Consider the following 14020-nt stretch of genomic DNA (forward strand, 5'->3'; position numbering starts at 1 on the left):
CCGGCCCGTCGCGGGTGTCGCGCGCCGGGGGTCCACGCTCCCAATCTAGGCGCCTGCCCGGGCCCGGCCGTGCCGCCGGTCGTAGCGTGCGGGCATCGCCAGGGCGTCGCGCTCGCGGCCACCGCCGCCGCCCGGGGTGCGGACGTGACGCTCGTCGCCGCGGCGCTGGACGTCGCCGTCCCCGAGGGCGTCGACGTCGTGCGCGTGGGGACGGCCCTGGAGCTGCGCGAGGCCGTCATGTCGGCCGCCGGGGGCGCCGACGTCGTGGTCATGGCCGCGGCCGTCGCCGACTACCGGCCCGAGCAGGTCGCCGCCGCCAAGATCAAGAAGTCCCCCGACGGTGACGAGGGGCTGGTGGTGCGGCTGGTGCGCAACCCCGACGTCCTGGCCGAGCTGTCCGCCCACCGGCCACCGGGGCAGGTGGTCGTGGGCTTCGCCGCCGAGACCGGTGACGAGTACGGTGACGTGCTGGAGCACGGCCGCGCCAAGCTCGCCCGCAAGGGCTGCGACCTGCTCGTGGTGAACGAGGTCGGCGAGGGCAAGGCCTTCGGCACCGAGGACAACACCGTCGTCGTCCTCGGCGCGGACGGCACGGCGACGAGCCACGGCCCCGCCGGCAAGTCCGAGATCGCCGAACGCGTCTGGGACGCCGTGGTGTCCCGACTAGAGTGACCGCCGGCCGGTCCCCAGCGCCCGGTCCGTCCGCCAGCAGCCGCTGCACACCAGGAGAGAACCCCTTGAGTACGAACGACCTGCGCCTGTTCACGTCCGAGTCGGTGACCGAGGGGCACCCCGACAAGATCTGCGACCAGATCAGCGACACGATCCTCGACGCCCTGCTGGAGCAGGACCCGCGGGCCCGCGTCGCCGTGGAGACGATGGTCACCACCGGCCTGGTGCACGTCGCCGGTGAGGTCAGCACCACCGGGTACGCCGAGATCCCGCGCCTGGTGCGGCAGAAGATCCTGGACATCGGCTACGACTCCTCGACGAAGGGCTTCGACGGCGCCTCCTGCGGCGTCTCGGTGTCGATCGGCGCGCAGTCCCCGGACATCGCGGCCGGTGTCGACCAGGCCTACGAGGCGCGCGTGGAGGCCGGCCAGGACCCGCTGGACGTCCAGGGCGCCGGTGACCAGGGCCTGATGTTCGGCTACGCGTGCGAGGACACCCCCGAGCTGATGCCGCTGCCGATCTGGTTGGCGCACCGGCTGTCCGAGCGCCTCACGGCCGTCCGCAAGGAGGGTGTCGTGCCCTACCTGCGTCCCGACGGCAAGACCCAGGTCACCATCGGCTACGACGGCGACAAGCCCGTCCAGCTGCAGACGGTGGTCCTGTCGACCCAGCACGCCGGGGACGTCTCGCTGGAGACGATGCTGACGCCGGACATCACCGAGCACGTGATCAAGCCCGTGCTGGAGACCGTCGAGCTCGACTCCTCCGACGTGCGGCTGCTGGTCAACCCGACCGGGCGGTTCGAGATCGGCGGCCCGATGGGCGACGCCGGCCTGACCGGCCGCAAGATCATCGTCGACACCTACGGCGGCATGGCCCGTCACGGTGGTGGCGCCTTCTCCGGCAAGGACCCGTCGAAGGTCGACCGCTCCGCCGCGTACGCCATGCGCTGGGTGGCCAAGAACGTCGTCGCCGCGGGGCTGGCGTCGCGGTGCGAGGTGCAGGTCGCCTACGCCATCGGCAAGGCGCACCCCGTCGGCCTGTACGTCGAGTGCTTCGGGACCGAGCGGGCGCCGCTGCCGCGGATCGTCCAGGCCATCAAGGAGGTCTTCGACCTGCGCCCCGCCGCGATCGTGCGCGACCTGGACCTGCTGCGGCCGATCTACGCGCCCACCGCCGCGTACGGCCACTTCGGCCGCGAGGGCGACTCCTTCACCTGGGAGCGCACCGACCGCGTGGGCGCCCTGCAGGACGCGATCGGCTGACGCCGTCGCGGGGTCGCCGGGCGGATCGCCCGGCGGGCCCGCCGGGCGGTCCACGGGGTGACGGTCCCGTCTGCTGGGATGACGCCGTGACGAGCCAGGACGCCGGCGAGCAGCTGGAGCTGCTGCGTGCCACCGTGCGCGGCCGGCGTCCGCGCGCCCCGGCGCCGCCGGCGGAGCGGGACCCCGTCGCGTCCGTCGCCCTGGACGTCCCCCTGCCGCACCTGGACCGGCCGTTCGACTACACGGTGCCCGCGACGATGGCGGAGGCGGCCGTGCCCGGCGCCCGGGTCTCGGTGCGCTTCGCCGGTCAGGACGCCGACGGCTTCGTCCTGGCCCGGCTGGCGCAGTCGGAGCACCCAGGGCGGCTGACACCGCTGCGGCGCGTCGTCTCCGCCGAGCCCGTCCTGACCGCGGACGTCCTCGACCTGTGCCGCGCGGTCGCGCAGCGGTGCGCCGGGTCGCTGGCGGACGTGCTGCGCCTCGCCGTCCCCCCGCGCCACGCGGCCACCGAGGCGGCCGTCCCGGGTCCGGTCGCGGACGTCGCCGACGGCGGTGAGGCCGCCGACGGCGGTGACGCCGGTGACGCCGGGGACGCCGGGGACCCACGACTCGGCCACCAGGCCGCCGTACCGGTGGACCCCGGGCCGTGGGCCGCGTACCGGGGCGGGGTGGCGTTCCTGCAGCGCCTGCGCGACCGCGACGCCCCACGGGCGGTGTGGACGGCGCTGCCGGGTCGGGGGCAGGACGACTGGCCGCACGCGCTGGCGGTGGCGGCCTCGGCGACCTCGGCGGGAGGCCGGGGCAGCCTCCTCGTCGTCCCCGACCACAAGGACGTCGACCGCCTCGACGCCGCGCTGACCTGCGTCCTCGGCCCCGGCCGGCACGTGCGGCTGACGGCCGACAGCGGCCCGGCCGCCCGCTACGAGGCGTTCCTGCGGGTGCTGCGCGGGCACGCTCGCGTCGTCGTCGGGACCCGTGCGGCGGCCTTCGCGCCGGTGCGCGACCTCGGGCTGGCGGTCTGCTGGGACGACGGCGACGAGCTGCTGGCCGAGCCGCGGGCCCCCTACCCGCACGCCAGGGAGGTGCTGGCCCTGCGGTCGCAGCAGGCGGGGGCGGCCTTCCTCGTCGGGTCGGCGTCGCGCACCGCCGAGGCGCAGCAGCTCGTCGCGTCGGGGTGGGCGCGCGAGCTCGTCGCCGACCGAGGCACGGTCCGGCGGCGTGCCCCCCGGGTCGTCGTCAGCGGCGACGACGAGCTGCGTGACCCGGCGGCGCGCAGCGCCCGGGTGCCGAGCCTGGCGTTGCGCACCGCCCGCGAGGCGCTCGCGCACGGGCCCGTTCTCGTCCAGGTGCCTCGCGCCGGGTACGTCCCGGTGCTGGCCTGCGGGCGCTGCCGGCGGGCGGCGCGCTGCGGCACCTGCTCCGGACCGCTGGGGCTCGCGGGACGCCAGGGCCGGCCGACCTGCCGGTGGTGCGGCGCGGTCGCGGCCGGCTGGTCGTGCGCCGACTGCCACGCCACCACGCTGCGCTCCGTCGTCGTCGGCGCCGCCCGCACCGCCGAGGAGCTCGGCAGGTCCTTCCCCGGGACCACGGTCCGGTCCTCCGGTGGCCCGGTCCCGGTCGTGCCCGTGCTCGACGACCGGCCGCGGCTCGTCGTGGCCACCCCCGGCGCCGAGCCGGTGGCCGACGGGGGCTACGCGGCCGCCCTCCTGCTGGACACCTGGGACCTGCTGGGCCGACCCGACCTGAGGGCGGGGGAGGAGGCGCTGCGCCGCTGGCTGTCCGCGGCCTCGCTCGTGCGCGGTGCGCAGGACGGCGGCAGGGTCGTGGTGGTGGGCGAGGCCGCACTCGCACCCCTGCAGGCCCTGGTCCGCTGGGACGGTCCCGGGCACGCGGCGCGAGAGCTCGCGGAGCGCACGCAGCTGCGCCTGCCGCCCGCCGTCGTCCTGGCCGAGGTGACCGGCACGCCGCAGGGCGTCCGGGTGCTGCTGGCGGCCCTGCGGCTCCCGCCCGGTGCCGACGTGCTCGGCCCGGTCCGCGTGGAGGGCCCCGCGTCCCAGGGGGCCGCCGGTCCGGCGCCGGAGACGGTCCGCGCCCTGGTGCGCGCCCCGCGTGAGGCGACCGAGGCGCTCGGCCAGGCCCTGCAGGCGGCCCGGGCGGTGGTGTCCGCGGCCCGGTCCGCGCCGGTCCCGCGCGTGAGGGTCGACCCGCGGGACGTCGGCTGAGGACCGGACGGCGGGCCGCCGGCCACCGACCGGGCCGCTCCGGGGTCGACCGCCGCACACCTAGACTGGGCACGGCGGCGGGTGCGCGACCCGGGCCCGCCCACCCGCAGTCGACACGAGACGAGGACCAGTGGCCATCCAGGAGATCCGGCTGTTCGGCGACCCGGTGCTGCGTGAGCGCGCCGTCGAGGTCGTGGACTTCGACAAGGAGCTGCGCCAGCTCGTCAAGGACCTCGAGGACACGATGATGGACGCCCCGGGCGCGGGTCTGGCGGCCCCGCAGATCGGTGTCGGCCTGCGCGTGTTCACCTACTACGTCGACGACGTCCTCGGCCACCTCGTCAACCCGGTCCTCGACCTGTCCGAGGAGTGCCAGGACGGTGAGGAGGGGTGCCTGTCCTTCCCCGGCATCTACGCCGACACCCGCCGTGCGCTGCGCGTGGTCGCCCGCGGGCAGGACATGCACGGCGAGCCCGTCCTGATCGAGGGCAGCGAGATGCTCGCCCGGGCCATCCAGCACGAGACGGACCACCTCGACGGCATCCTGTTCATCGACCGCCTCGACCCCCAGCAGCGCAAGCTGGCGATGAAGGCCGTCCGGCAGGCGGAGTGGGCGGGGCAGCCGGCGCCGCAGGTGAAGGTCAGCCCGCACGCCACCTTCGGCAAGGCGCTCTGACGCGTGCGGTTGGTCTTCGCGGGCACGCCCGAGGCCGCCGTCCCGTCGCTGCGGGCGCTGCTGGACTCCGACCACGACGTCGTCGCCGTGCTGACCCGGCCCGACGCGCGGTCCGGGCGCGGGCGGCGGGCGGCCGTCAGCCCGGTCAAGCAGGTGGCGCAGGAGCACGGCCTGGAGGTCCTGCAGCCGGCGAGTACCCGCGACCCGGCGCTGCGCGAGCGCCTGCAGGAGCTGGCACCCGACTGCTGCCCGGTGGTCGCCTACGGCGGGCTCGTCCCGGCCTCCCTGCTGGTGGTCCCGGCCCACGGCTGGGTGAACCTGCACTTCTCCCTCCTGCCCGCCTGGCGCGGGGCCGCGCCGGTGCAGCACGCCGTGATCGCCGGTGACGAGGTGACCGGGGCGACGACGTTCGCGCTGGAGGAGGGCCTGGACACCGGGCCGGTGTACGGCCGGCTCACCGAGCCCGTCCGGCCCCGGGACACCGCGGGTGACCTGCTCGAGCGGCTCTCGGTCGCGGGCGCCGGGCTGCTGCGCGCCACCGTGGACGGCCTCGCCGCCGGTGCGCTGGACGCGGTGCCGCAGCCGGCCGAGGGCGTCACCCTGGCACCCAAGCTCACCCCGGAGGACGCGAGCGTGCGCTGGGGTGACCCGGCGCTGGCGGTGGACCGTCGCGTCCGTGGCTGCACCCCGGCACCGGGTGCGTGGACCTGGTGGCGTGGTGAGCGGCTGAAGCTGGGACCGCTCGCACCGGCGGCCGGGGGCGGGGGTGGAGCGGACGGCGTGAGCGGCACGCTGCCCGACCTGGCGCCCGGCGAGCTGGCCGTGCGCCGCTCGGACGTGCTGGTCGGCACCGGGTCCACCCCCGTCGTGCTCGGCGACGTGCGCCCGGCCGGACGCCGGATGATGCCGGCGGCCGACTGGGCCCGGGGTGTGCGCCCGCAGGCCGGCGAGCGGCTGGGGGAGGAGCCGTGAGCGAGCGCCGGTCGGGTCCGCGCCGGCGGTCGGTGACCGCGCCTGCGGCGCGCTCCCGGGCGGCCGACCCGGTCCGCCGCACCGCCTACGAGGTGCTGCGCGCCGTCGCCGAGGACGACGCCTACGCGAACCTCGTCCTGCCCGCCGCCCTGCGGCGCGAGCGGCTCTCCGGGCGGGACGCGGCGCTGGCGACCGAGCTGACCTACGGCACCCTGCGGGGCCGGGGCCTGTACGACGCGGTGCTCGCGGTCTGCGTGGACCGGCCGCTGGACGCGGTCGACCCGCGGCTGCTCGACGTGCTGCGGCTCGGCGTGCACCAGCTGCTCGCCACGCGCGTCCCGGCGCACGCTGCCGTCGACCAGTCGGTGGCCCTCGCGCGGTCGGTCGCGGGCGGCGGCGCGGGTGGGTTCGTCAACGCGGTCCTGCGCCGCGTGGCGGCGCGCGACCGCGCGGGCTGGCTGGAGGAGCTGGCCGGGGACGGCGACGAGACGACCGCCCTCGGCGTGCGGACCAGCCACCCGGACTGGGTCGTGCGGGCGGTGCGCGGGGCGCTCGTCGCCCACGGCCGGTCGCCCGGGGAGACCGCCGCCGTCCTGGAGGCGAACAACCTCCCGCCGCGGGTGACCCTGGCGGCGCTGCCCGGTCTGGCCGACCCCGACGAGCTCGCCGCCGGCGCGGCCGGTGAGGCGGCCGACGACCGCGCCGTGGCGGACGGTCAGCCGTCCGCCACCGACCGCCCGGGGCGGTGGTCGCCGGTGTCCGTCGTCCTGGCCGGTGGCGACCCGGGCGCGCTGGAGGCCGTCCGCCGCGGCCGGGCGCGGGTCCAGGACGAGGGCAGCCAGCTCGCCGCCCTGGCGCTCGCCGCCGCCCCGGTCGAGGGCCGGGACGCGGCGTGGCTGGACCTGTGCGCCGGCCCCGGTGGCAAGGCCGCCCTGCTCGCGGCGGTGGCCGCGGGGCGGGGCGCCCGGCTGACCGCGGTCGAGGTCCAGCCGCACCGGGCGGGGCTGGTGCGGTCGGCGCTGGCGGACGTGCCGGGTGACCCCCGGGTGCGGGTCGGCGACGGGCGCGACGTCGGGCAGGACCATCCGGCCGCCTTCGACCGGGTCCTCGTCGACGTCCCCTGCACCGGGCTGGGCGCCCTGCGGCGGCGCCCCGAGGCGCGGTGGCGCCGCACCCCGCAGGACCTCGCCGGTCTGGGCCCGCTGCAACGCGACCTCCTCGCCTCGGCGCTGGACGCCGTCCGCCCGGGGGGTGTGGTCGCCTACGTGACCTGCTCGCCGCACGTGGCCGAGACCACCACGGTGGTGCAGGACGTGCTGCGCCGCCGCGACGACGTCGAGGTGCTCGACGCGCCCGAGTGGCTCGAGACCGCCGCCGGCCGGCCCGTCCCCGGTGCCGCCGGCGCGGTGCTCGCCGACGCCGCCTCGCGCGGGCGCGGGACGGGCACCGGGGACGACGCGGGTCCTCGGTGCGTGCAGCTGTGGCCGGACCTGCACGGGACCGACGCGATGTTCGTGGCGCTGCTGCGACGCCACGCGGTCGCGTGACCGGCACCGTGCGCGCGGTGAGCGGATCGGGGTCGCTCGCGCGGCCGGTAGCCTGCCGCGCGTGAGCGTGCAGATCTCCCCGAGCATCCTGTCCTGCGACTTCGCCGACCTGACGGGGGAGCTCGGGCGCATCGCCGACGCCGACTGGGCCCACGTCGACGTCATGGACGGGCACTTCGTGCCCAACCTGACGCTCGGGCTGCCCGTCGTGGAGCGGATCGTCGAGGTCAGCCCGGTGCCCGTGGACTGCCACCTGATGATCGAGGACCCGGACCGCTGGGCGCCCGGGTACGCCGAGGCCGGCGCGAAGAGCGTGACGTTCCACGCCGAGGCGGCCGCCGCGCCGGTGCGGCTGGCGCGCGAGCTGCGCCGCCTCGACGCGCGCGCGGGCCTGGCGCTGAGGCCGGCCACCCCGGTGGAGCCGTTCGTCGACCTCCTGCCGGAGCTCGACATGCTCCTGGTGATGACCGTGGAACCGGGTTTCGGCGGTCAGGCGTTCCTGGACGTGTGCCTGCCGAAGGTGCGGCGGGCCCGCGAGGCCGTCCGGGCGGCCGGACTGGACGTCTGGGTGCAGGTGGACGGCGGGGTGTCCGCCGAGACCGTCGAGCGCTGCGCCGAGGCGGGCGCCGACGTGTTCGTCGCCGGCTCCGCCGTCTACGGGGCCGACGACGCCGCCGGTGCCGTCGCCGAGCTGCGCCGGCTGGCCGCCGGAGCCTGCTGACACCGCACGCTCGGGCGCCTCGGGCCGTTCGGCCGACGCTCGGCCGTTCGCGGTATCTCGGCGCGTCCTGCCCGCACCTGTCGGTGCTGCGAGGTTCCCTGGATCCACGAGCACCACGGGTGCGTCGCATCGACGTCGGGACCGCACCGGTCCCGGAGGGCGGTGAGGGTGATGGGTCGAGGACAGCCGACCGGGCAGGTGGCGGTGCCGGCGCAGGGACGGTCGCGGGAGCAGGTCGTGGCCCTCGACCCCGTCTCCGCCGTCGCGGCGTGCACGACCACCGCGGTGCACCGGCGGGACCACCGGCACGTCGTCCCGGGCACCGGGTGCCACCCGCACGAGGTCGAGGTCGTGCACCTCGGCAGCCGCGCGGTCGTGGTGTGCCACGACTGCGCGCAGGACACCGGGTTCGTCCCCGGTGGGCAGGCCGTCGAGGTCGCTCAGCGCCACCAGGCCGCGACGCTCAGCGGGGACAGCCGGCTCGCCGGGTGACCTCTCCGGTCGCCCGCCCCCGACGGTCGTCGGCCGGTCCGCGCGTGAGCTACGGCACCTGAGAGCCGGTCGCCGTGGGCGCGGTGCCAGACTCACCCGCCATGGACCTGCTGGTGGAGCTCCTGGACGCCCGGCTGCGCATCGGGGACTCCTACGTCCTGTGGCGGGAGGTCGTCGGCAACGTCTTCGGGCTGGCGTCCGCGGTCGGCGGCATGCGGCGGCGGGTGTGGGCGTGGCCCGTCGGCGTCGTCGGCAACCTGCTGCTCCTGACGGTGTTCCTGGGCGGGGTCTTCGACACCCCGCAGGCGGTCGACCTCTACGGACAGGCCGGCCGGCAGGTCTTCTTCATCGCCGTGAGCGTGTACGGGTGGCTGCGCTGGCGGCAGGTCAGCCGCCACGGTGGCGGTGACGACCGGGGCCACGCGGTCGTGCCCCGGTGGGCGACGACCAACGAGCGGCTCCTGCTGCTGGCCGCCGCGGTGGTGGGCACCGTGGTGTTCGCGCAGGTCTTCGGGGCGCTCGGCTCGTGGGGGCGCTGGGCCGACGCGTGGATCTTCACCGGCTCCGTCCTGGCCACGTACGGGATGGCGCGCGGGTGGACGGAGTTCTGGCTGATCTGGATCGGGGTGGACGTCGTCGGCGTCCCGCTGCTGCTGTCCGCCGGCTTCTACCCCTCGGCCGTCCTGTACCTCGTGTACGGCGCGTTCGTCCTGTGGGGCTTCGCGGTGTGGGTGCGCGCCCAGCGCCGCGAGCGGGCCACCCCGGGGACGACGGACGGCGGCTCCCCCTCCCCAGCGGAGGAGCCGCCGTCGCCGGCACCCACGTCACTCGGATGATGCGGTCACCCGGGGTGATGACGCCTATCCAAAGCGTTGTGCGGCATCTCTGTCAAGAGGCTCTCACGATGTGTCATGTCGCAGGTGACAAGGGGGGCGGCGGTCCGACCGGCGGCGCGCACTAGCCTGGGGCCGTGAAGACGTTCGACGAGCTGTTCGACGAGCTCGCCAGCAAGGCCGAGACCCGCCCCGAGGGGTCCGGCACCGTCGCGGCGCTCGACGCCGGGGTGCACGCCATCGGCAAGAAGGTCGTCGAGGAGGCGGCCGAGGTGTGGATGGCCGCGGAGCACGAGGGCGCCGACCGGGCCGCCGAGGAGATCTCGCAGCTGCTCTACCACCTCCAGGTGCTCATGCTGGCGCGCGGGCTCACCCCGGCCGACGTGTACCGCCACCTCTGAAGCGCCCGCCGCCGCTCTCGCCGCCCACCCTGCCGCCACCCCGTCACCAGCCCGCCAGGAGCCGAGGACCCGCATGCTGAGGATCGCCCTGCCGAACAAGGGCTCGCTGTCCGAGCCCGCCGCGGAGATGCTGCGCGAGGCCGGGTACGCCACCCGGTCCGACAGCAAGCAGCTCGTCCTCCAGGACCCCGACAACGAGGTCGAGTTCTTCTTCCTGCGGCCCCGTGACATCGCCGTCTACGTCGGCGGCGGGACCCTGGACGTCGGCATCACCGGCCGCGACCTGCTGCTGGACTCCGGCGCCTCGGCCAGCGAGGTGATGCCCCTCGGGTTCGGGGGCTCCACGTTCCGCTACGCCTCGCGCGCGGGGCAGCTCACGACGGTCGCCGACGTCGACGGGCGCCGCGTCGCCACCAGCTACCCCGGCCTGGTGCGTCGCCACCTCGCCGAGCACGGCGTCGAGGCCGACGTGGTGCGGCTCGACGGCGCCGTGGAGACCGCGGTGCAGCTCGGGGTGGCCGACGTCATCGCCGACGTCGTCGAGACCGGCTCCACCCTGCGGGCGGCCGGTCTGGAGGTCTTCGGTGAGCCGATCCTGCGCTCCGAGGCGGTGCTGATCCGCCGGGCGGAGGGCGAGGACCCGCAGCGCCTCGACGTCCTGGTCCGCCGGCTGCAGGGCGTCCTCGTCGCCCGCCAGTACGTCATGGTCGACTACGACGTGCGGGTGGAGCTGGTCGAGAAGGCGATCGAGGTGACGCCGGGCCTGGAGTCGCCGACGGTGTCCCCGCTGCACGACCGCGGTTGGGTCGCGGTGCGCTCGATGGTCCGCCGCCAGCAGGTCAACCACGTGATGGACGAGCTGTACGACATCGGCGCGCGGGCCATCCTCGTGACCACCATCCACGCCTGCAGGATCTGATGTGACGGCCGACCACGCAGGGCACCCCCAGCCGCACCCGGACCCGTACCGGCCGTTCCGTCCGGTCCGCGCCCGCCGGGTGGCGCTGTTCGTCGCGGTCTTCTCCGTCGTGGTGCTGTCCGTCGTCGGGATCACCCTGCCCGGGACGTACGCCTGGTACGACCGGGCCGGTTTCGTCGCCACCGGGCTGCTCATCGCGTGGTTCTGCTACCGGCAGGCGTCCGTGCGCGCGGTCCCCTCCGAGCGCGGGCTCGTCGTCCGGAACCTCTTCCTCGGCCGCGAGCTCGAGTGGGCCCAGGTGGTGTCGGTGCGTTTCGGCCCGGACCGCACGTGGGCCGAGCTGGACCTGGCCGACGGGGACACGTTGTCGGTGATGGCGATCCAGCGCGCCGACGGCGAGCGCGCCGACGCCGAGGCCCGGCGCCTGGCCACGCTCGTCGCCCACGGCAGCCGCACCGAGCGGGACGACTGACCGGGGTCGCCCGCTAGAACCAGGTGCCGCACCAGGCGTCGTCCGGCCAGCCGAGCAGCGCGCCCGCACGTCCGAGGGCCTGGGAGTCGGCGGACAGCAGCCGACCGACCCGGGCGAGCGCGCCGACGTCCCCGTCGCCGAGGAGCAGCGAGGCCAGTGTGCCGGCGCCCACGGTGACGTCGGCCGACGTGGTCTGCGTCGTCCGCGCGTCCCCGACCCGCTCGCAGCGGCCCGTCCCGGAGTCGTCGACCTCGAGCCGGTAGCGCCCGTCGACCTGCCCCAGCGGGTCCGCCACGTCGAGCACCAGGGTCCCGGCCACCGGGTACCGCCGCGCGGACAGCGCCGCGGGCACGTCGTGCAGGCGCAGCCACAGGAAGTCCGACACCGCGCCGTCGCGCGCCGCGCGCGGGTCGGCCAGCAGCAACGGCAGCGGCTCGGCGGGGGAGCGGTCGTCGGCGACCACGGTGCTGACGAAGTCGACGTCGGCGCAGAAGCGCCACAGGTCCGCGTACGCCGCGTCGTCCGCGGCCCACAGGTCGGTGACGGTCAGCCGGGCGCTGGGCACCCGGTCGGTGTCCTCGTCCTTGACCGAGTAGACCAGGACGCCGTCGACGGTCCCGTCCGCGGAGCGGTGCACGGCGAGCTGACGCAGCCGGTCCTCCTCACCGCCGGCCGGGACGGTCTGCGCGATGCCCTGCCAGCGCAGCCGCGGGCGGCGGATCGTCCCCGGCGAGCGCCACCGCGCCCGGTCGTAGAGGTCGTCGGCGAGGTCGACGAACTCCTCCCTGCCGACGAGCTCGACGGAACCGGACACCGGCACGGTGAAGCGGGCGCGCAGCGCGTCGAGCGTCCACCTGCACGCCCGGGTGGCGACCCCGAAGCCGAACCGCCCGTAGATCGGTGCCTCGGAGGCGATGAGGATGCTCGCGGCGTGACCGGCGTCGCGTGCCCGGTCGAGCTCGCCGGTCATCCACCGGCTCAGCAGGCCGCGCCGGCGGTGCGTCGGGAGCACGGTCACCGAGCTGATCGCGTTGACGTCCCACGGGTCGTCGCGGCCCGGCAGCGACAGGTCGCTGTCGAAGGACCGGAACGTGGCCACGGTGCGGCCCCGGTCGTGGACGGCCCACAGCCGGTGGTCGGCCATCCGCTCCTGACGCTGGCGCACCGACTCGGGGGTCGGTGCCGGCTTCAGGAACACGCGCGTCGCCGCCGTCGCCCAGGCCGTCATCGCGGCCTCGTCGGAGACGTCGACGGGGACGAGCGGCAGCGCGTCGTCCGCTCCCGGTGCTGGTGCGGCCGTCGTCACCGTCGCTCGTCCCCTCGTGTCGTCGTGCCCGCACCCGAGCGGGCGCGGGCGGTGCGTCAGCCGGCGGCCTCCGCCAACGCCCGGACCGCCTCGGCGAAGCACTCGGCGGGCGGGTTCACGAGCCCCGCGCCGACCTGGCCGGTGCCGGCGACCTTACCGGCCATGCCGGTGTTGATCTGGGGCAGCACGCCGGTGCGCACGACCTGGACGACGTCGATGCCGACGGGCGAACCGCGGAAGCCGAGGATCGGGATCTGGAACACCGGGTGCTCGCCCAGGGTGATCTCGTACATGCGCCGCGTGGTGCTCATCGCCGTCGTCGAGTCACCGCCGACGAAAGCGACGATGGCGGGAGCGGCCGCCATCGAGAAGCCGCCGATGCCCGCGGTCTCGGTGATCGCGGAGTCGCCGATGTCGGGGTTGGCGTCGTCCGGTCCGTAGTCGCCGAGGAACAGCCCGTCCGGCACCTGGGCCGGACCGGTGAACCACCGGTCGCCCGTGCCGGAGACCTGGATGCCGAAGTCGGTGCCGTTGCGGGCCATCACGGTGACCAGCGTCGAGCCGGGCACGTCGCGGCCGGCGTCCAGCATCAGCTTGCAGGCGGGCATGACCAGATTCAGGTAGAAGTGGTCGTTGCCGTTGCAGAACCGGACGACGTCGGCGACGTCGCCGGCGTCGGCGCCGAGCTCCAGCAGCTCGGGCACCAGCTCGCGGACGAGCATCATGGTGCCGGCGCGGTTGCGGTTGTGGCCCTCGTCGCCCATCTGCAGCATCTGGGCGGTGATCGAGCGGATGTCGATCGGACCGGCGTCCGAGGCGGCGCGACGTCGCACCGCCTGCTGCAGCAGGGGCCCGAGGACGCGGGACATCCAGTGCAGCCGCTCCACGACCTCGGGGCCGTACGCGCCGTAGCGCAGCACCTTGCCCAGGCCCTCGTTCAGCGAGCAGTACGTGGACCGGCCGCTGGCGGGGTCGCTGACCTGGAAGACCCACATGCTCGGGCTGACCACACCGGCCATCGGCCCGACCGCCGCGTGGTGGTGGCACGGGTCGAGGGTGATCGAGGTGCCGTCCCGCAGCTGGCCGTCGGCCAGCAGCCGCTCGGCCTCCTCGGGGGTATCGGCCAGGCCCTCGAAGAGCATCGCGCCGATGAGCGCACCGCGCATCGGCCCCGAGGCGCGCTCCCAGGTCAGCGGGGGGCCGGCGTGCAGGAACGTCCCCGGCTCCAGGCCGAGGGCCTCGGACGCCGGGCGCACGTCCACCAGCACGGCGCCGGTGGCGAGCACCCGGCTGAGCGCCAGCCGGTTCGCCTCCTCGCGGCGCGGGTCGGCCAGCACCCGCATCACGGCGTCGTCGTGGCCGCCGAGCGGTGGGCGCCACTCGACGCGGTCGACGGTCACCGACTGGGCGGCGAGCGCGTCGGCGAACAGGTCGACGCCGACGGTGACGACCCGCTCGGGGGCCGACAGGACGGTCCGGGCGCTCTCGGCGCCTGCGTGCTGCGTGCTCACGTCTGCTCCCT

14 protein-coding genes are annotated in these 14020 nt (G+C 76.0%); 12 read left to right on the plus strand and 2 right to left on the minus strand.

Features of this window, described 5'->3' with window-relative positions:
- From ACYVQV_RS17130 to ACYVQV_RS17185, 12 genes are all read left to right on the plus strand, one after another.
- Positions 1–672 (plus strand): phosphopantothenoylcysteine decarboxylase domain-containing protein (locus ACYVQV_RS17130; RefSeq protein WP_461024532.1); only part of this gene is annotated, 672 nt, incomplete at its 5' end.
- Between the two features lie 65 nt (positions 673–737).
- A complete protein-coding gene (gene metK, locus ACYVQV_RS17135) occupies positions 738–1937 on the plus strand; it encodes a methionine adenosyltransferase (RefSeq protein WP_461024533.1) in 1200 nt (399 codons plus the stop codon).
- Between the two features lie 86 nt (positions 1938–2023).
- Positions 2024–4159: a primosomal protein N' gene (locus ACYVQV_RS17140; RefSeq protein WP_461024534.1), complete on the plus strand. Its 2136-nt coding sequence runs from the start codon at positions 2024–2026 to the stop codon at positions 4157–4159.
- A 130-nt stretch (positions 4160–4289) separates the two neighbouring features.
- Entirely contained in the window at positions 4290–4835 is a 546-nt protein-coding gene (gene def / locus ACYVQV_RS17145) for a peptide deformylase (RefSeq protein ID WP_461024535.1), read from the plus strand.
- A 3-nt stretch (positions 4836–4838) separates the two neighbouring features.
- Positions 4839–5807 carry a methionyl-tRNA formyltransferase gene (gene fmt / locus ACYVQV_RS17150; protein ID WP_461024536.1) on the plus strand — a complete coding sequence of 323 codons (969 nt, stop codon included), beginning with the start codon at positions 4839–4841 and terminating at the stop codon, positions 5805–5807.
- Positions 5804–7354, plus strand: coding sequence for an RsmB/NOP family class I SAM-dependent RNA methyltransferase (locus tag ACYVQV_RS17155; protein WP_461024537.1), 1551 nt, complete (start codon positions 5804–5806; stop codon positions 7352–7354). Before fmt ends, ACYVQV_RS17155 begins: the two co-directional genes overlap by 4 nt.
- A 61-nt stretch (positions 7355–7415) precedes the next feature.
- Entirely contained in the window at positions 7416–8075 is a 660-nt protein-coding gene (rpe, locus tag ACYVQV_RS17160; RefSeq protein WP_461024538.1) for a ribulose-phosphate 3-epimerase, read from the plus strand.
- A 171-nt stretch (positions 8076–8246) separates the two neighbouring features.
- Positions 8247–8567: a hypothetical protein gene (locus tag ACYVQV_RS17165; RefSeq protein ID WP_461024539.1), complete on the plus strand. Its 321-nt coding sequence runs from the start codon at positions 8247–8249 to the stop codon at positions 8565–8567.
- Between the two features lie 101 nt (positions 8568–8668).
- On the plus strand, positions 8669–9403 hold the full coding sequence (gene pnuC / locus ACYVQV_RS17170) for a nicotinamide riboside transporter PnuC (RefSeq protein WP_461024540.1): 735 nt from the start codon (positions 8669–8671) through the stop codon (positions 9401–9403).
- A 134-nt stretch (positions 9404–9537) separates the two neighbouring features.
- Entirely contained in the window at positions 9538–9801 is a 264-nt protein-coding gene (locus ACYVQV_RS17175) for a phosphoribosyl-ATP diphosphatase (protein ID WP_461024541.1), read from the plus strand.
- Between the two features lie 73 nt (positions 9802–9874).
- Positions 9875–10720: an ATP phosphoribosyltransferase gene (hisG, locus tag ACYVQV_RS17180; RefSeq protein ID WP_461024542.1), complete on the plus strand. Its 846-nt coding sequence runs from the start codon at positions 9875–9877 to the stop codon at positions 10718–10720.
- 1 nt (position 10721) lies between these two features.
- Positions 10722–11192 (plus strand): PH domain-containing protein, encoded by a 471-nt coding sequence (locus tag ACYVQV_RS17185; protein WP_461024543.1) that lies wholly within the window; start codon positions 10722–10724, stop codon positions 11190–11192.
- Positions 11193–11205: 13 nt separating this feature from the next.
- On the opposite strand, the gene ACYVQV_RS17190 is transcribed toward ACYVQV_RS17185, so the two are convergent.
- Together ACYVQV_RS17190 and ACYVQV_RS17195 are read right to left on the minus strand one after the other, a co-directional pair.
- Complete coding sequence (locus ACYVQV_RS17190; protein WP_461024544.1) at positions 11206–12498, minus strand: GNAT family N-acetyltransferase; 1293 nt, start codon at positions 12496–12498, stop codon at positions 11206–11208.
- A gap of 56 nt (positions 12499–12554) precedes the next feature.
- A complete protein-coding gene (locus ACYVQV_RS17195; protein ID WP_461024545.1) occupies positions 12555–14009 on the minus strand; it encodes a YlbE family protein in 1455 nt (484 codons plus the stop codon).
- Between the last annotated feature and the right edge of the window lie 11 nt (positions 14010–14020).

The organism is Thalassiella azotivora (assembly GCF_054781695.1).